The 18,604-nt window shown below is 49.1% G+C and carries 24 protein-coding genes; 5 read left to right on the forward strand and 19 right to left on the reverse strand.

From position 1 onward, the window contains the following. Positions 1-303: 303 nt before the first annotated feature. The 9 genes from RBA41_RS31275 to mobC form a co-directional block, all read right to left on the reverse strand. Positions 304-474 (reverse strand): hypothetical protein, encoded by a 171-nt coding sequence (locus tag RBA41_RS31275; RefSeq protein WP_306628257.1) that lies wholly within the window; start codon positions 472-474, stop codon positions 304-306. A 60-nt stretch (positions 475-534) separates the two neighbouring features. Next, positions 535-753, reverse strand: coding sequence for a hypothetical protein (locus tag RBA41_RS31280; protein WP_306628258.1), 219 nt, complete (start codon positions 751-753; stop codon positions 535-537). Positions 754-1,027: 274 nt separating this feature from the next. Then, entirely contained in the window at positions 1,028-1,234 is a 207-nt protein-coding gene (locus tag RBA41_RS31285) for a hypothetical protein (RefSeq protein ID WP_306628259.1), read from the reverse strand. Positions 1,235-1,450: 216 nt separating this feature from the next. Further along, the gene (locus RBA41_RS31290; RefSeq protein ID WP_306628260.1) at positions 1,451-1,597 is read right to left on the reverse strand and encodes a hypothetical protein; all 147 of its coding nucleotides are present in this window, start codon (positions 1,595-1,597) and stop codon (positions 1,451-1,453) included. Positions 1,598-1,668: 71 nt separating this feature from the next. Then, the gene (locus RBA41_RS31295; protein WP_306628261.1) at positions 1,669-1,911 is read right to left on the reverse strand and encodes a hypothetical protein; all 243 of its coding nucleotides are present in this window, start codon (positions 1,909-1,911) and stop codon (positions 1,669-1,671) included. A gap of 594 nt (positions 1,912-2,505) precedes the next feature. After that, positions 2,506-2,853, reverse strand: a complete 348-nt coding sequence (locus tag RBA41_RS31300; RefSeq protein ID WP_306628262.1) for a hypothetical protein — start codon at positions 2,851-2,853, stop codon at positions 2,506-2,508. 17 nt (positions 2,854-2,870) lie between these two features. Next, positions 2,871-3,401: a hypothetical protein gene (locus tag RBA41_RS31305; RefSeq protein ID WP_306628263.1), complete on the reverse strand. Its 531-nt coding sequence runs from the start codon at positions 3,399-3,401 to the stop codon at positions 2,871-2,873. Between the two features lie 66 nt (positions 3,402-3,467). Next, positions 3,468-3,839 carry a hypothetical protein gene (locus RBA41_RS31310; RefSeq protein ID WP_306628264.1) on the reverse strand — a complete coding sequence of 124 codons (372 nt, stop codon included), beginning with the start codon at positions 3,837-3,839 and terminating at the stop codon, positions 3,468-3,470. A gap of 79 nt (positions 3,840-3,918) precedes the next feature. Continuing rightward, positions 3,919-4,512, reverse strand: coding sequence for a plasmid mobilization relaxosome protein MobC (gene mobC, locus RBA41_RS31315; protein WP_306628265.1), 594 nt, complete (start codon positions 4,510-4,512; stop codon positions 3,919-3,921). A 352-nt stretch (positions 4,513-4,864) separates the two neighbouring features. Between mobC and RBA41_RS31320 the strand changes: the two genes are divergently transcribed. The 4 genes from RBA41_RS31320 to RBA41_RS31335 are packed head-to-tail and all read left to right on the forward strand — an operon-like array spanning position 4,865 to position 7,199. Then, positions 4,865-5,251, forward strand: a complete 387-nt coding sequence (locus RBA41_RS31320) for a hypothetical protein (RefSeq protein ID WP_306628266.1) — start codon at positions 4,865-4,867, stop codon at positions 5,249-5,251. A gap of 20 nt (positions 5,252-5,271) precedes the next feature. Continuing rightward, on the forward strand, positions 5,272-5,982 hold the full coding sequence (gene stbB, locus RBA41_RS31325; protein WP_306628267.1) for a StbB family protein: 711 nt from the start codon (positions 5,272-5,274) through the stop codon (positions 5,980-5,982). A 6-nt stretch (positions 5,983-5,988) separates the two neighbouring features. Further along, the gene (locus tag RBA41_RS31330; RefSeq protein WP_306628268.1) at positions 5,989-6,438 is read left to right on the forward strand and encodes a hypothetical protein; all 450 of its coding nucleotides are present in this window, start codon (positions 5,989-5,991) and stop codon (positions 6,436-6,438) included. A gap of 23 nt (positions 6,439-6,461) precedes the next feature. Further along, on the forward strand, positions 6,462-7,199 hold the full coding sequence (locus tag RBA41_RS31335) for a hypothetical protein (protein WP_306628269.1): 738 nt from the start codon (positions 6,462-6,464) through the stop codon (positions 7,197-7,199). Between the two features lie 96 nt (positions 7,200-7,295). Here RBA41_RS31335 and RBA41_RS31340 read toward each other — a convergent pair whose 3' ends face one another. The 4 genes from RBA41_RS31340 to RBA41_RS31355 all read right to left on the reverse strand — a co-directional run bounded on the left by RBA41_RS31340 (position 7,296) and on the right by RBA41_RS31355 (position 11,747). After that, on the reverse strand, positions 7,296-7,673 hold the full coding sequence (locus RBA41_RS31340) for a hypothetical protein (protein WP_306628270.1): 378 nt from the start codon (positions 7,671-7,673) through the stop codon (positions 7,296-7,298). A gap of 514 nt (positions 7,674-8,187) precedes the next feature. After that, complete coding sequence (locus RBA41_RS31345; protein WP_306628271.1) at positions 8,188-9,093, reverse strand: hypothetical protein; 906 nt, start codon at positions 9,091-9,093, stop codon at positions 8,188-8,190. A gap of 939 nt (positions 9,094-10,032) precedes the next feature. Beyond that, positions 10,033-10,776 (reverse strand): TraX family protein, encoded by a 744-nt coding sequence (locus tag RBA41_RS31350; RefSeq protein ID WP_306628272.1) that lies wholly within the window; start codon positions 10,774-10,776, stop codon positions 10,033-10,035. Further along, the gene (locus RBA41_RS31355) at positions 10,773-11,747 is read right to left on the reverse strand and encodes a DNA-binding protein (RefSeq protein ID WP_306628273.1); all 975 of its coding nucleotides are present in this window, start codon (positions 11,745-11,747) and stop codon (positions 10,773-10,775) included. The genes RBA41_RS31350 and RBA41_RS31355 overlap by 4 nt, the downstream gene beginning before the upstream one ends. A gap of 1,451 nt (positions 11,748-13,198) precedes the next feature. Here RBA41_RS31355 and RBA41_RS31360 point away from each other — a divergent pair. Continuing rightward, positions 13,199-13,792 (forward strand): replication/maintenance protein RepL, encoded by a 594-nt coding sequence (locus tag RBA41_RS31360; RefSeq protein WP_306628274.1) that lies wholly within the window; start codon positions 13,199-13,201, stop codon positions 13,790-13,792. Between the two features lie 275 nt (positions 13,793-14,067). Here RBA41_RS31360 and RBA41_RS31365 read toward each other — a convergent pair whose 3' ends face one another. The 6 genes from RBA41_RS31365 to kleA form a co-directional block, all read right to left on the reverse strand. Continuing rightward, entirely contained in the window at positions 14,068-14,538 is a 471-nt protein-coding gene (locus tag RBA41_RS31365) for a TrfB-related DNA-binding protein (protein WP_306628275.1), read from the reverse strand. Between the two features lie 190 nt (positions 14,539-14,728). After that, a complete protein-coding gene (locus tag RBA41_RS31370) occupies positions 14,729-14,953 on the reverse strand; it encodes a hypothetical protein (RefSeq protein WP_306628276.1) in 225 nt (74 codons plus the stop codon). A 205-nt stretch (positions 14,954-15,158) separates the two neighbouring features. Next, positions 15,159-15,491 carry a hypothetical protein gene (locus RBA41_RS31375; RefSeq protein ID WP_306628277.1) on the reverse strand — a complete coding sequence of 111 codons (333 nt, stop codon included), beginning with the start codon at positions 15,489-15,491 and terminating at the stop codon, positions 15,159-15,161. Between the two features lie 60 nt (positions 15,492-15,551). After that, positions 15,552-16,832, reverse strand: a complete 1,281-nt coding sequence (locus tag RBA41_RS31380) for a ParB/RepB/Spo0J family partition protein (protein ID WP_306628278.1) — start codon at positions 16,830-16,832, stop codon at positions 15,552-15,554. A gap of 2 nt (positions 16,833-16,834) precedes the next feature. Then, positions 16,835-17,605, reverse strand: coding sequence for a ParA family protein (locus tag RBA41_RS31385; RefSeq protein ID WP_306628279.1), 771 nt, complete (start codon positions 17,603-17,605; stop codon positions 16,835-16,837). Between the two features lie 66 nt (positions 17,606-17,671). Then, on the reverse strand, positions 17,672-17,914 hold the full coding sequence (gene kleA, locus RBA41_RS31390; protein WP_306628280.1) for a stable inheritance protein KleA: 243 nt from the start codon (positions 17,912-17,914) through the stop codon (positions 17,672-17,674). Positions 17,915-18,604: the final 690 nt, after the last annotated feature.

An 18,604-nucleotide genomic window follows, 5' to 3' on the forward strand; every position in this document is an offset into this window, starting at 1 on the left:
GCCAGGTGCGGGCGCCAAAGCGCGGGTTTTCCTTGGCCGTTAAGCCGGTTGTGTCGAGGTGGCTGTGTCCTCATCTTTAGCCTTCTGCCAATACAGCACGCACGAATCCCCATCATCTTGTCTGCACTGCTCACAGTCACAGGCCCAGTCCGTTTCCCACTGCCACGCCGTACCGTCACGTGCAACGAACTCGTGCGGGCCAGCATGACCGATTCGAAGGACGCATCCGTTGTCGTCGTACACTCCTACCATCATATCGGCGCCCACTAATAGCCCGCAGTCGTTGCACATAATTTTTCCTGATCAGATGATAGTCACTTCGAGGTCATATTCGACTATCCAGTCGCCCGCCCCGCCTTCGTCATCAGAGATTGCATCGTCAAGCTGATGACGCAGTTGCTCAGCGAATTCTTCAACCGACTCACAGTACATCTCTTCAAGCTCGGCCTTCGTGACTTCAACCGTAATCTTCATGTGTTTTCCCTATAAACGATTTATACAGTTTCGCCTCCGCGAAACCCGCATTTTCCGGGATCAGATGCGGTTAGCGGACTGAAAGTACAGTGCACGCGCCGGCTTCCGAACGTCAGCGGTATTGAGGCGCTGCGTAGCCTTGTTGATGGCTTGCTCGCGGTCCGTGGCGCCGACCTCGATCTGTACTGAGTTGCCGCCTTCTGCATCACGGTACTCGACCATCCATTTCGGGTTACCGGCACCGTGGGCCATTGCTGCTTCGTCGTGAAAAATACTCATGGTTTTCCTTGTCAGTTCAGCGCCGCTACAGCGGTCAATTTTTGCAAGCACTTCGGACACGTGACCGCATCCGACTGATACGCACTCCAGCTGCCACGACCGGTAGGCGCCGCGCCGCATAACGCGGACGCTGTACTACCCTCCAAGTCCCTTTCCCGCTGCCCCTCTTTTACTTCAAGAGCGTGCGCGATTCTGCCGTGATCGCCATTCCGGCCGGACGACTTCCGGCCAGCTTTTTCTAACGCAATGAACGTGGGGGTCATCGTTCTATTCCTTACTTATTGTCGAGTTCGACGGCAAGTACAGCGCATTCATCATGCCAAGCCGTGGCGCCATCCTTGGCCGCGTTGCGGAGCCAGTGCGCAGCCCCTTTCAAGTCCCCAGCAGCGGCATCCTGCCACGCGTTTTTTAGACGGACGATCTGGTCGTCCGGGCAGGACATCAGCAGATCATGCACATTGGTAGCATTTGCAGTGGTCATCGCGCTTTCCCTTCAAACCGTACGGAATTCCGGCTTGCTGATGCTTGGGCTTGGACCCACGAACCAGTCCTTGCGGTCGAGGTTATACCACCACCAAAACCCATGCTGATAATACGGCTTGTTTTTCATGATTTTCCCGACATAAACAATTTATACAGTTTCGCCTCCGCGAAACCACTTTCCTTCAGTTGGACCCGCCGTAGCAGGCCGGTTGAGTTAGGCGACTTCGAGGAAATGGCTTTGATAAATCCAGTTCCAATTGGTCACCGTTTGCAGCACAAGATTACCGAAGTCGTCGCAGACGCTAACTGGGGTTTTATGATCGGTGTACATGCCGAGAACTGGAAAGGTGAAAGTTGCCATGATTTACTCCGGTGTTTGCCGCGCCCAATGCGCTGATCCATGAGTTAATTATATAGTACCCATTGGGTATGTCAACAACTCTTCTCGACTTTCCTCAAAAGCTTTTCATGCCGCGCTTTAAGTGCCTCGTGGTCGAGAATTTCGCGGACCAACGCCCACACCGTGGACGGCATTTCACGGGCATTGCCCTTTGCATCATCCGGCAGTGTCCACTTTCGCATTGTCGTCTCTGGCGCTCCTATCCGCTGTGCGAAGTCGGCCCACGTCAAGCCCAGCTTAGCTTTCGCGTCTCGCAGGAAGTCCTGCTGTGTCATATTCTTATCCATCGTAGATTTTAGTTATGTACCCAATGAGTATCATAGCACCGCCTCAAACATTTCCATTAGCTTTGTTTTCGACACCTCTAAATACGGCTTGCAGGCGTTGATATCGCCGTGGCCGAGGATCAGCATCAAGGTGTCGATGTCGTGGCCTTGCGCCAGGCGTGCTCAGGTTCTCGGAAAAATCGCGGAATCAGCGCATTAGCTAGACGGGAAATCACACCTGCCTTTTCGTGGCGTCATCCTGCACGGCCAGGTTGGCACAAATTTGCACCATTGCAACAAGGCTCACGTACGTGAGGACGTCCTTCGATGGTGTCAACGCTGACGCTGGCCGGCGTCGGCACCGACACTCACGTGACACCAAACGCCTTAGCAGCGGTCTTATGCATGCAGACAGCGACAATAAGGTCGCAACCTCAGATTGGTGTAACTCTCAGCTGCTCGATGCGCGGCGCGTGACACCAACACTCCCACTGGTGACATATCGCGCCACCTGGCTGACCAACACTGACACCAATCGGGGCCTGTAAAAAGTAATGGTGTCACGATCACTACTGGCTGGCAGCGATCGTGACACCATGAGATTTACCAACTAAAAGTCCTCGTCTTGCAACGCTCTCTATCAGGTTCTATCTTAAATCTGCCCCCATCATCAGATTCCGCTGGATATCGCATTAAATAGGTGCAATACGCTTTTGATCTATCGCCAAAGGTCAAGACAGCAAAAGCAACGACTTCATTTTCCTTGCCGTGTGACCCCTCATCAATTTTTACCCTTCTAATCTTTACCCGTTTCGCCTTCTTGAAATATGGTGTATGAGCTGTAGAGGTCAAATGAAACCGCCCCTCAGATGAATGATTTTCCGCGTGAGTAATTAACGGAATAAGGCACAAGCAAATTGAAATATTGAGATGCCAGAAAACTTTGCTCATTTTTAGCTCCGATTTCTTTACGGTGACGTTGACAAAGCACGTAGCTCGGCAATGCGTGAATATATCCGGGCGTGCTCGGATTGCAGTGCTACCAATTCCGCCGATGCTGCCAAAGTAGAACTACCTTTAGTTAGGATAGCGCGTGCGCCTGGGCCAGTTCGTTTCCCAGCCAAAAGTCGAGCTTTTTTTTCGGACTCTGCAAGCTGTTCTGCATCGTCGAGTGTTACCGAACCATTCATCAGAAGCTGCGAGGAAAAGCGATCTAATGCATCTTTTGAATCAAAATTAATAGCCGATATTTTTAACAGCGTATTATCGTCAAGATATATCGGCTCGTTCCGATCTATATAACTTAATCCAAAGGCGACCGTCACAGCAGCAACAATGCCCCAACGCACGTCTGCCGGTGCCATCATTGCCGCGCCGATTAAAAGCAGGTACGTAATCGCCATTGCAAAAACTTTCCTTCTACGCTTAAAACGTTTGAATTTGTTTGGCGCTTCTAACGCAGCACTCATCTGGAGAGCAAATGTATCAGTTTTTTCCATATCTAGTCCTATCAAATATATAATCACAAGCTGTTAACTGGGATGAGCGGCAATGTTTACTTCAAATTAGCCTCGATGCCTATTTAAGAAACTGGAAAGAAGAAATTGAAACGCTAATCCAAGTCCGACGAGAGTGGCGACCATGCATGCAAACCACGTAAGAAACGTGAGTATCAATGTTGTAAAAACGTGAAGCGAAGATGATGGATCAGGCACAACAGAAACATACCAATGATACAAAGGCACCCAAAGAGAACTGAAAGTAAAAAACGATGCCATCCCAAGAGCACTGCCAGCTATTGCTTGATCTTGAACTACACCATAAATATCATCGTCAGATCGCTTGCCTACTGGATTTTCAACCGATCTATATGCAGCTTTGAGACAGAAAAGAATTGCAACGATAACGCATGCGAAAGCCCAAATATTTTCCAACATTCCATACTCCTTATATAAATTCAACCATATAAAAACAAATAAAAGTTTCGCCTCCGCGAAACTGGAACCGATACATCGATTAATATTTTTTCTTAGTAGGCCGCTTTCGAGCCCTTGCGTTTTGAGAAGCTTCCAAAACGGAACTACGCGTTTCAAGAATTCCTAAAACACGCGAAGTATGTGCACGAATCTCCGTCCTCACCGCAGCAATTTTTTTGCCAATCTCCGGTAACTTGCCACCACCACCACCAAGTACTAGCAGATTGAAAGCTTTAGCAACCTGATTCAGATTTGTTCCGATCTTTGTTAGTTCGTAATTTGAGCGGCGTAGCACCTCAATTTCATCGCCTAACAGTTGGGGCTTACTTAGTGCCTTATAGACCAGTGTTCCAATAAAGTAGTTTCTAGATGACAATCGTTGCTCGCTACGACGCTCAAGCTCTTCCAGTACAGAAGCAGGAAATCGCAGATGAACACGCGTGGTTTTTACCGAGAGATCAATCTTATTAATATCGACTTCCTTATCTCTATTAATACTCTCGGCAATCAGATGACGTACCATCAATGAAGCATTGGCCTTTCCGAATCTTTTTAAAGCGAGCGCCTTTAGCTGCTCTTTAGTTTCTGGCGAAATGCCATCAACCCACATCATATTGCTTTTGTCTCGTGCCATCCGCGTTCCGCCTTTTGTTGTGTCGCGACCGCCAGGGAGAGCCGCTTTTCCAAAAACGGTATAAATCGTTTATACCGTTTATTTGATGCCGTGCAGCAAACCCACCACGTCGTCAAGCGTGAATTATTTGTCCGGACAAATGGCGCCGTCAGCCTATCCTGCACTAGAAATTATACTCTCTACCCATCCTTTATCTCTCATCTGTAGTTTGTCGTCTTTTTGTAGATCAACTGTCGATAATTATACTCCTATTACACGCCATCGACAAAAAACTCACAGAAAATCGACAAAACGATCTTGAAATAAGGTATCATCTACAACATATCGACACATCACACCAAGGAAGGCTCATGTGAACAACTCTCGATCAGTCACAGTTTCCGGGATCATTCGTAAGCGACTCTCGGAATTTGAACAACGAATGTATGAAGGGGAAAGTCAGACTTCGATAGTTTCCGATTTAAATGAAAAAGATGGGATCACGATATCTCTCAAGAATTTTCGGCAACTTCTATCTCGCGCAAGAAAAGCTGCTCAAAAAAAACTCACCTTAGCTGAACCCGTACAACAACCAGTAACTACAGCTCTCCCGCCCGAAATCGCGAAAGTTGAGAAAGAAACTAAGGCTAACCCCGAGAAGGAAAGACCACCATTAAATGAGAAATCAAAGCGGTCTAAAATGTCATTGAACGACATGAATAAACTACTGAATGAGTCGCTTGACCTTGACAACATCTAATCTACATAAAGGATTGAATTATGCGCGTTGCTACTATTAACATTTCTGGAAACGTCGGCAAAACCACCATTGCTAAAAACCTCCTTTACCCTCGCATCCCTGGTGCAGAGCTATTTGAAATTGAGTCAATGAATACCGGTATCAAATTGAAATCGGCATCTATCAAGTCTATGCGGTCAAGTTCCTACGGATCGCTGGTGGATTCAATTATGGTCACTGACTCTGCAATCATCGATATTGGCGCATCGAATATTGAAGGTGTATTGAAGGAAATGCAGGAACTCGATGGTAGTCACGAAGACTTCGACTGTTTTTTAATCCCACTTGTGAAGGACCGTAAAATTATCGAAGAGTCTGTAAAAACCGCTTTACTGCTTGCAGGGCTCGGTGTTCCAACAGAGAAAATCAAGATGGTGTTCAACCGCTTCCCCAAGGACGCCGACTTACACGAGACTTACGGCCAGATATTTAAACTGGCAAATGATGGAAAGTTTTCCGCAAGTAAAGATGCTGTTATCTACGAAAATCCTGTGTACGCCGAACTAAACAAACTGGAAATAAGTTTGCATGAATTGAACTGCGACACAACAGACTACCGCGTAAAGTTGAAAGATGCAAAAAATGACAAAGAGCAAAAACTTTGTCTTGCGATGATCGCTAATAAGCGCAGGGCGATATCTGCTACACAAAATTTGGATGATGTGTTCGCTGCATTATTCAACAAAGGGTAAAACGTCATGGCTACGTCGAAAAAGAAAAGCACGCTGTTGGCCGGTGCGCTCCTGAAAGACAACCTGGATAGCGATGAGAGATTAAACGCTGCTCTTTTTTCGGCGGCTTTTGAAGAACTTGATGGACTGTCTGATCGGCTGGCGAAAATTCCGACGGATATTGAAGCAACGGCTAGTCGCTTCCAAAAGATCACGACTGAGGCGGTTGATGATTTCGTGCAGGTTGCAAATGAAGCTTTGGCAAAGTTCATGCAGCGCACTAACGAAATGAAAGCCACGCTGGATGCCATGGAGCGGCTCAAGGCGCCCGAAACGCCTCCAGTGCTTACGCCCCCCCCTCCGGCGCCCTTGATAGCCGCTAAGAGGCCCGTTGACGCGCTTTGGTGGCTAGTTCCTGGCGCCCTTGTTGTCGGAATAATTTTGGGTGCGACGTTGGCGTTTTTTGTACTAAAATAGTTAGAATTATTTATGGAGGGTATATGGTCAAAAAATTGGCGCTCGTTGTAGCGCTGTGGTCTTTAAATGCAATAGCTCAAGCAAGCGATCATGGCTGCACAGTTTTATTGTGTATGGCGAATCCGGGCGGGCCCATGAAGGTTGCTGAATGCGTCCCGCCGATGAAAAAGCTGTTTAAGGATCTGGCTAAAGGAAAGCCATTTCCCGGATGCGACTTTAGCAAGAGCGGGAGTGAGCCGAGTAAACCGGCGACCAGCTACGCGGATCATAAGTTCGCGTCTAAGAACTATTGCCACCCTGATTACTACGTCCCAGGTGAACCGGGCTACCCACCCACTTGCAAAATGTCTGGTGCGGTCACTGTAACTGTCGAGGGTATTCCAACACAACGGGTATGGTGGACAGAGAACGGGGATTCTGTAACGGAAACGTGGAACGGCAGCGTCGCTGATAATTTTGCTGACCCTATTATCGAAACCCCACCCCCGGTTGAGCCGTCTGCCCCGGCCACGCCTCTGACAAGAGACGAGATTAACGCTAAGATCGCTTACCTAAATCCGATCTATCTCGCGGAGGTTCCGAAGTCTGTAGCCTCTTATAAAGCGCTTGAAGATTGCGTTCATACGTATGGGCGGGTGCAAGATGGGTATTGCCAAGCCGAACTGGCATTTCATGCTGCGACAGCCGACCCGATTAAGGCTATGCGGGATCAGCTAGATGATCTGCGGTGGCTGTTATATTACTTGGACAACCCAAAGTAATAAGCCCGTGATTAAACTTTACCGTTGATGCTAAAATGGCCGACTTTGTGTGCTTGGTGACAAAGTCGGCCACTTGGTGGAGTCACCTTGAAACCACTATCTATTTCCCCGCCCTAATTCGTCCAGCAGGTATGATAGTGTACGATGGCGATCCGCTAGAAATGCATCGCGTTGCTGATGCTCTGCTTTAAGTATTTCATATTGTCGCGCTCGCGCTATCCCAGCTAAAGCATTCGCGATTTTCTCCGGATCGGTCCCAACATACTCACGCTTGCGCTTCTCCATCTTTTTCGATGGATACACAAGGTAAAAATATTTACCGTCACGTAGAGTCGATGACGCATATATCAATCCTTCTTTTTCCAGTGCCGCCATCTCCGTGGTCAATTTAGCCAATCTCTCTGCGTGGCTTTCGATTAATGGCGCGAGCTTTTTACTAAGCTCGCGTAATTTAGAAATATTTCCTTCGTTCATTCTTATATCCAGTTCTTTAAAGTTTCGCGGACGCGAAACTTAATGCATGTTCTTGTATTCTATGAGTTTGCTAACGAGCCCGGAAAGGTGCCTTTCTCTTGCGCTAGATTCGACCTGCGCATATAAAGACCGAAGAAAATAGTCAAACACCGCTTGCACCTCTTGTCCCTGCATACTCGCGATTCGTGCCGCGTCCATAAGCATCGACACTGGACATAAAGCTTCGGTGATTACTTTACTCCTGCGGTCTTCACCGACATGCACAATATCCAAACAATCAGCAATTGTGTCCTGCATGTCCCGTGGGTCTGGAAGATTAAACGTGGCCATGGTATTCCCAAAAAATAGATGGAGGCGGAAAGCCCTACACTTCGTCAATATCGCCGGTATTGGCTGTGGTATGTTTTTGCAAGCCCTTAGACAAGCATTTATGCTTGTCTCTGATTTCGCATTTTTTGGATTGCTGACACTGGTTTTCTCGCGGCGGCGTCAACCAACGTCGCCGCGAAACCGACTAATCTCCTGCTGGCGTATGCAAAGATTTTGGCGACAACCCCGCATATCGAGCGTAGTTATATCCCTGTGGATTAACCACAAATGGGCGTCGATCCGGCGCAGTTACTACAGCGACGACGGAATAGCTATGTGCAATCCAAAGTGCGCGTTCATCGTCGGTCAATTCGTACACATCCTTGATCTCGCGCCCTGGGTGGTAATCCGTCACAGTCCCACCCGTAAAACCCTCAAATGCTTCTGGTAGCGGAGCCATAAGATTTCTAGAAAAATTATCATACTCAGAAGTTGACATATTTACGACTTGGCCAACTTGACAAGTATTAATATCCCAATTCTTTGTTTCAACGTACCTCGTTCGATCCCAGAACGAACCTTTGACTTTAGGCTTCGCGCACTCCATAACATATTCTGAAAGGTCGCCATTCTTGTTGAGGCTCGCGAAGGTAGCTATGATCCTTTGCCCCTTGTAGAAGGCTTCCGGAGTGGTTTTGGTGACTAGAGTTGCAGCAGCAGCGGCTAACGCCTCTTGGTGGGCCGCACGTTCAATCCGGCGCTCAACCTCCTGCGCCTGACGTTCTATTTCTGCGTCAATCGGGAAATATTTTGCGAAGGCTTCGGAAGTTAAAAGTTCCTTGGCGTCGGCTTTCGTCGCATAACCCGTGTAACTATGATGACGACTGATTGATACGACGATCCTTTTTAACTCGCCTGACTCGTCCACACTTTTATATACTCGGTCGAAACCAAGGGAATCGCCCGCAGCCATGACGGCATCCACACTAACGCCACCCTTATCGGTATTTGTGTCGTGGTCATCGTATTTTAAGCATGTGATAAGTTCGCACTTAGATAACATCGCACGAATGATCTTGAGGGAATTGCGCCGCACAGTTATTTGATTCATTTTCACTCCGAAGCATTGACGTTTAAACTACTTTTTACAGGTGAATCGTGTCGTCCACCATGAAGCTATTATCGCATGTACCGGAATTTTTGTAAAGCGTTTTCGCTTGTCAAACACATTTAGTTTTGCTTTTTATATCATCCGGCCATGGGTATTTGCGGTCCGGTTTTCCTCCGAAGCACAAGCGGCCCGAAGGGCAAAATCTTTTTAGGCGTGATACACCAAGCTGTTGGGAGTTGGTGTAATTGCGTCCGGAGTAGTCCCGTAACGGAGCATGTAGCGACACGAGTTAAAAGTTTTAGCGGGTAGTCCGGCGCATCGGTTAGCACCCTGCTGGATCACGTTGGCACACGGCCCCACTCTAAAGAGCGCGCCTTTTGCATGCAGACTACCGGCGCTGGCGTAGGCCAGGCGAGAGGTATGTAGATGGTGGATTGTTGCTGGCAAAGTTTCGCCTCCGCGAAACTTTGGTGTCAGGTTGGTGTAGCGATCGGCGCCGGCCGGCGCCGGCGCTGACACCATTTCCCGTTAGTGGTGTCGCCGCGGTCGCACCTGGTGTGCGAATTTGACACCACTGTACTTTGGTGTCGCTGCGGCCGTACCTGGTGGGTGGATCTGACACCATGGCGCATTGGTGTCAGTTGTTCCGCGCGTGCAGCTGCAGGGTGACACCAATGCACGGGATGGCGTAGAGGGCTTGTAAGCCTGCGGACGGACGCCGACTTGTGCAAGTGCTGGTGGACGGTGATCGTAGCGCCTAGGGGCTTTTAACAAGGCTTGCTTGTCCTTGACGTTGGCAAGTGGTGGCCTGAAAGATGGACGGTTTTATCGTCCAGTCCCGCAGGGACCGAGCGAGAGCGGAGTCTGAGAAGGGCGTCCCGTTTTTTCGCCTTGGCGAAAAATGCCCCAGCTGCTGCCTTTGATGTTGCCTTTGATGGGTTAATGGAATTTAATAAGCGCCCAAATTATCATCAGATGACCCGGATAATAAATATAAAAAATCCACTTGGCCCGAGGAACAGGAACGGTTATATATCTCGCCATAAAGATAATAGGCAGAGCTATAATCGCCCACCAATTGTTATTGATTAATCCGAGTAATAACGTCGAACCGACCCACAAAAACAATCCGGTTAAGCTGGAACTTCGGCAATATAACCAAGCGCCAATACAGCTTGTGATCGCGAGCCACCAAAATTCGACAACAGCACCTCCAATTAAAAATACAATGGTGAATAGAATCTTATCTATCGAGTGATTGCGATGGAGAAAGAAAATGCATAGCACCGCTATCGCTAGTGTTGCTAGTATATTTAGCGGCCACCATCCGAACAAAATTGCTCCGGGCGTTAAGTTACCTAATGCAATGTACGGAACCGTTGCCAAAATTGCAAAAAACCCTAATCGGCGCAATAGGCGACGGTATACCCCACTTTCTAAGATGCCAGGACGAGCGAGGTTATATGCAAGCACAAAACAAAAGATAGGTAAAGTCAAACGGCCAAAAGCAAAAAGCCACGGCTGCGCCTCGGAAAGCAGGTACTTATTGATATGATCGCCGGTCATAAGGACAAGACCAAGCCATTTCAACACCTCAATTGCGCCATCCGGAATAATGACTGGAAGCGCCGCAGTCTTTTTATCTCGGTGCCCGTTTGAAATTTCGCTGCCGTCAATGCTCATTTTTCCGCCTCTGGTGTGTTATCAGTGGGTGGTTTTGGTTTGGTTTTAGGCTTTCCCGGTGTAATCGTTTTCTGTTTCGCCTCCGCGAAACTCTGTAGAAGTTTGCTTTGTTCCTGTACCTGGGCGCGCAGCGCCTCACACTTTCCTGAAAGATTTGAAATTTGAGCCACGGCGTCTGTTGCTTTTTCGTTTGCCGTAGCAAGCGCTTCTAATGAATCTTTCAACCTGCCTTGCAGGTTGCTAATCGTGGCTGTTACCGTGTGCGTTTCGTCCCGAGCGCTAGCTAGCTGGGTTACTGCTTCATCAAGTTTCCCGCGAAGGTTGACAACTTCGCTTCCAGCTAAGCGCAACGCTTCTGTCTGCTCATCTAATCTGCGCATAAAGTCGATAGTGAGCCTAGAATGTTCATCTGCTTTATCCTGACGAAATACCTGATGTTCATCATGGCTGCGTTGCAGCAACAATTGAAGCTCCTCAATGTGTTGCTGCTTCTGCTCGACTGTGGCTGTCAAAACAGCCTCGCGTTTTTCTGCTTCTGTTACGGCAAGGTCTGCGGCTCTTTTTGTGTCCAAAACTTGCTGTTCAAGCATTTCTATTCGTGCTTCATCCTTTTCCGCCTCGACCTCCAACCGTTCGATGGTTTTACGTGCTTCCTCGGCACGCTTCGTAAGCGCCTTGACCTCGCTATCGGCTTTCTCCCTGATAACTGCAACCTCTTTGGATGCTTCCTGTGAGGCAACTTGCCATGCATTGGAAAACGATGCCAATACATTTGCAGGCATCTCAACAGGAAGTGGTGCGTCTTCCTGTGCACGTTTAGTCAGCCATTCGTCCAAGTGCTTATAGATTGTGGTCATGCTGCCGCCCAGCGCGGCTTGTAAAACGGTGGCGGTCACTTCTTGTCCGCTTGCCGCTATTTCATCTGCTGCGGCAAAAACCTGCTCTTGTGTATGTTTTGCTTTACGGCCCATTTTGACACCTCGCAATAAATTAGTAAGATTACTGCATTATCCTACCATATTACTTTACTAAATTACGTTATCTTATTAAATTATTTTATTTACATCTAACTACTGCCACCACTGATGAAAATATTGCAAAGTTTCCCAAGTGACGGCCGTTGTAAGTTCGCAATGCCCCTGAAACGCATCAGAACCGCTCAGGTTGAACGTACGCTCAGATTGACCACCACACAGGCTGCGCCTAAAAAAAACGCCTCAAAACGCCGATTCAGAGGTCGAGAGGACGCGTTTTTTACATCTTCGTTTAAAAAATTGCAACTGTGCATCGAAATGAGTCGCCACTGACATCAATTGATGCAAGAGTTAACGGGACACCTTCGCGCTCTCGCTTGACTCCCGCAGTTTTCCTGCGGAAAACTTTTGGGCGGGGTGGTTTGTTTTTCCGTAGGAAAACAAACCGTGAAAAACAACCCCAACCCCGACCTATGCGGCGGCCAGTGGCCTGTGGACAACATAAAGCCGTTGTCCACAGGATTACACGATGCAGTGGCACGGTATTTGCGATTTTGCTTTTTGTAGACGCTTTTTAGCCAGGTGGGAGCCGGATCGCCGTAAGGCGAGTCCGTGGAGGGGCGCAGCGCCCTCCGGGGGTGGTGGAGGCGAGCGCGGTAGCGCGTAGGCAGGGGGGCTGCGCCCCCCTCCGAGTTTTTCGGGGCGCTCCAGCCCCGCATTTATTGCATTTGCGTACTCCATCGAGCATAGCGAGCTGGATATTGGGGTTGAGTCTTCCTTGTGCGCCCTTTGGGCGCAGTCACTTTTTGTATTTGACTTACCCCGCGATTTTGCGGATTGGTTGGAACAACCAAGAAAGGCAAAAGATTTGCGAAATTCGAAAGGAGGCCAAGTGCCGCGTGGCTCCCTTCGATTTTGGCGTTACGCACCGTGGTGCGTAGTACTGCGCACCACGGTGCGTAGGTTTTAATATTTTCTACCACACTTAACCAGTTAGCGCAACCTCTTATATTGAGCACTTTAGGGAAAATCAAAGGCTCTTGCGCATTGCTGTCCCGCTGTCATGCAATTGGTGACAGAAATGCGGTTTGTACCCCCTCAAATTGCGCAGTCGAAGTGACATTAGCGTTACTTCCCCCCATGGGAAAGGTGTTCCTATGGCATGGTGACAGGATTTTGCAGATGTTGTGCTCGATAGGTTGCGGGTTGTACCCCCTCAGATTGCGCAGTCGAAGTGACATTAGCGTCATTTCCTCCCCGTTGCGGTGCTGCTGACTACGCAAGTTGGCCGTATGTTCCGAACGCTCACGGCTTTGGACTACGCACGGTGGTGCGCATAGCATAGACATTAGCGTTATTTCCTTACGCTGATATCGCAACTTCCTAGCGCCATGGTGCGTTTTGCATGCTATAATATCGCTATGATGTACCAACACAAGGTGTAGGCCATGGCTAAAACTGGTAAGAACGTAACTGTTCCTGACGCGGACGATGACGGCGATTTGCCTGATGCTCGCGGCAACAGAACCCAAGGATGGGTGCAAACTGATAAAAAGGCGCATCAGGCCATGTGGCAGCTTGGCATCAAGCACCCGATGGCTCTAAGCGTCTTGCACTTCATGGTTTCTAGACTAAATCGAGGTACAAACGGCGTTATCATTAGCGCCGCTGCTCTGGCAAAGCAGATGGGGATTTCTCCGCGCACCGTTCAATCAACAATCACAGTTCTTCGGGATTGTAAATTTGTCCAAGTCCTTAAAACGGGCAATACAAATGTATATATTATTAACGCGCATGTTGCATGGCAAGGCGAGCGAGGGAGCCGGTTTGCGCATTTTAATGCTGAAATTACCATAGATGAACAGGAACAAGAAAAGCCGGTTGATGAACTGATTGAGCAGGCATACAAGATGTTGCCGGTGCCTATTATGGAGTTCGATGAAAAGATTGATCTTGGTGATGCCCAGGTGGTGATGCCTGAGGATGAAGATTCCACCACAACGCAAGCCGATGCTGTTGATAGGCAAGGCAAGCTCTTGTAATTTGCTATAATTCGTACCGCACGCAAGGATCATTTCTGATTTTGCTGCATTGACTTGTGCCCGATGATCGCTTTGCGCTCATCGGGTTTTTTTTTGGTGTCAATCAGATCAACCTGGTGCGCGAAGGTTGAACCCATGGGCTCTTTCTTCTGGCTGTGTAGCGCTGTTGGATACGATATGGACTGGTGACAATCGAGGGTTGCCGGCGCGGCGGCCGTGACGCCATGGTGTCACGTTCGGCGCCGGCGCCGGGACCATGCTGACACCATTGGGAATTACGAAGAGGGGATAGCGGTCTTGCTTTTGCGGGTTTTGGTTGCTGCGGTCGGCGTATCCGGGTTGGCCGTGGGATGAGCGAGGCGGGATTTTGTTGGGGTGCTATCCTTTTGCCTTGCTGCATCCGTGCTTGGAAAGTCACCTCGTGCTATCGCTTCGCGAAACAAGGGAATCATCCAGCTTGGGGCGATTAGTGAAACTAGTTCCCATCCGGGGGGAAGAAGTGCGCCTGCGTTTGCTGTTGTTTTTTTCGATTCCAGATCCCGCTCGTGCGCGCGCCATACAGCGCTGATAGCGTCATTCACAGCTTGCCGAGTCCAGCCATGGATAGCGGCAACCTCTCGATGTTTCGCGTTGTCCACCAATACGGCTCTAGCGGCATTGATCCGATCTTCCGAAATACGGCCGGTTAGCCATGGCCGTAAAGCATCAAATTCAGGTGAGGACATACGCCGTTTTACTTTTGGCATTGCTAAGAGTTCCTTTAGATTTTTGGTGCTGAAATACGAACCGCGCCTTGCCACTTCAAAAGCGCGGTTCTATCCTATGGTGTCATGACTCCAGTGGCCAGGCTGCAATTGTGACACCAATTGGTGTCACGCGTAACTGTCCTGGGCGTAGTCTTGGCATCAAGGTGTCTACTTTTGATTGGCGTCAATCTCAGCTGCTGGACGGGTTTGATTTGACACCACCAAAACTATCTTTTTCAAACCGCTGCGGCAGGGGACGGGGATAAGGGCGGTTAGAGTGGTATCTGAGCGCTTCATTCTCCACCTCGACAACCTTTTCTAACTCTACTAAAAAGTGGTCTTGAGAGCGTAGCCAGCTGTAAATCCAAAAGCATTCGTCTAATATATGCGGGGCTTTTTCTTGAAGTAGTTCCATCAACTCCCGATTTTCGTCAATTCGCTTGTGAATTCCTCGGGAAGACCGGCGAGCGATTTCCTGCACGGCTAGGAACCGTGTGTCTGATATAGCATGCCGCCTGCTTAGTAGCGCATAAGTAACAAGGCAACCACCGAAATATGACCCTACTACGAGTACTACAAGGTAGAAAGGGATAGTCTCTAAATTCATATAATGTTCTCCATTATTTCCGCGTGAGTGCTTCAATCGTTTTGGCGCGTTCTTCTGCATCTACTTGCTGAGCTACGATGCTATCGCATTTGTCTCTGTGATTTCGCGCATCTCCGACTGTCATTTTTTGCACCTCGGATAAAGGAAATGTAACCCGAGCCTTTGTACAACTGAATGCCAAGTCTTTTAACGTAGATGTTCCGGCTAGACTGGCTTGTTCCTTCTTCCAGTTTTCCTCTGACTCTTTTTCCAGTGAGAAATTTAGCCCAATGAGCGAAAAAACAGTTGCGATTATAAGAATCACGAGCCAAACAAAAATATTATCGTCATCGACCTCGTTAGACATAATTAAGGCTCCTTCGTTAAAATCACTCCCTAGCGGCCTGGAGGGCCGCTAGGGCATTATTTAGGGCTTTACCATCCCAAGTACAGCTATTGCGCTAAACGCCGCCACAGCCTTCTCAGCGCCTTGCAAATAGGCGATCATTGCGAAAGCGCCGTATCCGTCTTTTGCGAAAGTACCGCTCTGAAACCCTTTGACAACTCCCTCAGTGATCGACGGCGCTTTTGCTCCGGCGTCATACAGGTCGTTCAACCATGCTTCAACATCGGCGCGGTCCTCTTTTTCCAGCGTTTCTAAGAAAACGCGAGGGTTTGTCCCACTTTCGCTAATCAGCCCATAGGCACGGTTCAGTGTTTCAGATGGCGGCAAAAGCGGTGCTGCGTGGCGCGGGGCGGGCGTTTCCGTTTTTTCGGAGGTCTGGTCCGAACCCGGAAACGGCCAGTATGCTTCGTCTTGCTCCGGTTTCGCCTCCGCGAAACTTTCTACTTCTCCGGGCTCTTTTTCGGACTCATCCTTTGGCGTCGCCACGGTTCCGGTTTTTGCAGATTTCGCCGCTTCCTCTGCTTGTTTAGCTGCTTTTTTTGCGGCTTTAGCAGCCGTCGCGGGCTTTACTTCCTCCAATACTTTATCCGCCATTTTGCGCGCATCAGCTTTGCCGCGTGTGGCTTTAAGGTTGTCGACAAGGTGTTTGGCTTTCTCTTTGCTAACCTTTTCAACCTCTTTCACTTTGTTAATTACGTCTCGGTCAGCACTGATTTTCTCATCAACTACGCGTTGAGCTTGCTCCGGCAGTGTAAGCATTGACAGGATTTTAGAAAGCCAGGATTTGCCCTTTTTGTATTTAGCCAAGACGGCTGCAACGCTGCCAAGTTCATTTATCTCACGCTGTATTTTTTGCGCGTCTTCGATCAACCGTAAATTTTTGCGTTGGACATTTTCGACATACTGCAATTCATCAGCAACAGCGTCGGACATTTCACGAATGATTGCCGGGATCGTTTCTTTACCTGCATCCACGGAACCCCGATATCGACGTTCGCCGGCTACCAGTTCATACGGAGTAGGGCCGTTAGGGGTTGGGCGAAGCAAGACAGGTTGAATAACACCATGAGCCTTAATACTGTCCCTCATCTCCTCGGCTGTATTCTCCTCATCATAAAGTTCGGTACGTACCTGAACTTTGATGGTGATGGCTTTCAATGGGACATTGGCAAACTGGTCACCTTCTTGCATCAAGTCGCCCATGTCTCCCACCGCATCGCCCAGCATCTCAACAGATGATTTTTTCTTCGGCACAGGGGTCTTGGATGGTTTGACCGTGGCGTTTTTAATTGGTGCGTTCATATTTATAAAACTCCAAGTTTAGTTAAAATAGCTTTGCAAACATTCTTCCATTCGATACCGGCGGTCTGGTGTCCTGCTCCTTTGGTTGCATACCACACGGGCCGCTGGCGGGTCAGTGTTTGTTGTACTGCCACTCGTTCCGCAAGCATTTCCGGCATGATCGCCGTGCCAAAGCGCTTGCGTAGTCCTTCCAATGCCGCCAGTTCTACTTTGCTACGAGTGTTAATGCGATTAGGCAAGATTCCTAAAATGCGCAGTTCTGTATTAAATCCTTTCTGTTTTACGGCTTGGATAAACTTCCATAAAACAGAAAGTGCAGCCAACTCAAACAAACCCATCGTGACAGGGCAAAGCACGGCATCTGCGGCGACGAGTGATGCTTTAAGAGGCATACAAATGCGGCCCGGAGTATCAATAATACAAAGGTCGAATTGGTTCTCGTACTGTTTCAAGTTGTCGCGCAAGCGCCTGAGGTAACTATCAGGTGCGGCGTCCAACTCAAAAAGGCTTTCATCGGCGCGGAAAATTGCGAGTCGTTCGCTGATATATTCAGGATCGCCGCTGACCGGGACATTCTGGAACAGATGCGACGCGAACAGGCCGGGAGCGGCACCATCGGTTTGTGGAAAAACCAGATCGAGACTGCCTTGGGCGTCGAGACTGACGAGCAGTACGCGCAGGTCACTTTCCAAACCAAGATGCGCGAGATGCATGCAAACAGTGCTTTTACCGGTGGATTTCTGGTTTGCTACTGACAAGATTTTCATTTTCATATTGTTCAGCCTTGTATCTATTCTGATCGTGAAGATTATGCCCCGGCTTGCACCGGGGCAATACTACTACAGGGATTTAGCCTTTGCGATTTCCTCGGCGCTCCAAACATGATGCGCCTCGCTCTCGATCCGCAAGGCTGCGGTGTACGCATCCGCACGCGCCGCCTCTGCTTGCGCTTCCAAAGCCTGCGCTTTTTCCACCAAGGAAACTACTTCTTCACGCATCGCCCCAAACATGATGGCATTCCAATTACTGCCACGTACCTTTGGAAGATTTCCAACCCACTCCAACATCTGCTTATTGTTCATATTTATTTCCTTCTGCATTGACGTTTAAACTACTTTTTACAGGTGAATCGTGTCGTCCACCATGAAGCTATTATCGCATGCGGCGAAATTCTTGTAAAGCGTTTTCGCTTGTCAAAAGCATTTAGTTTCGCGTTTTTGCATCATCTGACCATGGGTATTTGCAGCCCGGTTTTCCTCCGAAGCACAAGCGGCCCGAAGGGCAAAATCTTTTTAGGCGTGATACACCAAGCTGTTGGGAGTTGGTTTGATTGCGTCCGGAGTAGTCCCGTAACGGAGCGTGTAGCGACACGCGTTAAAAGTTTTAGCGGGTAGTCCGGCGCATTGCTTAGCACCCTGTTGGATCACGTCACCAGATAGCTCCACTCTAAAGAGCGCGCCTTTTGTATGCAGACCAACGACGCAGATAAACACCTGGGCGAAAAGGGGAGGGCAGTTGGATATTGCTGCGGATAACAGTTTCGCCTCCGCGAAACTTTGGTGTCACGATGGTGTAGCGATCGGCGCCAGCCGGCGCCGGCGCTGACACCATTTTTTGGGTATTGGTGTCGCCGCGGCTGTACCTGGCGCGTGGATCTGACACCATGTCGCATTGGTGTCAGTTGTTCGGCGCACGTAGCTGCATGGTGACACCAATGCTTGGGGATGGCTAGAGGGCTTGTAAGCCTGTGGACGGCCGTCGACGTGTGCAAG

This window comes from Massilia scottii (assembly GCF_030846495.1).
Classification (GTDB): domain Bacteria; phylum Pseudomonadota; class Gammaproteobacteria; order Burkholderiales; family Burkholderiaceae_D; genus Telluria_A; species Telluria_A violaceinigra.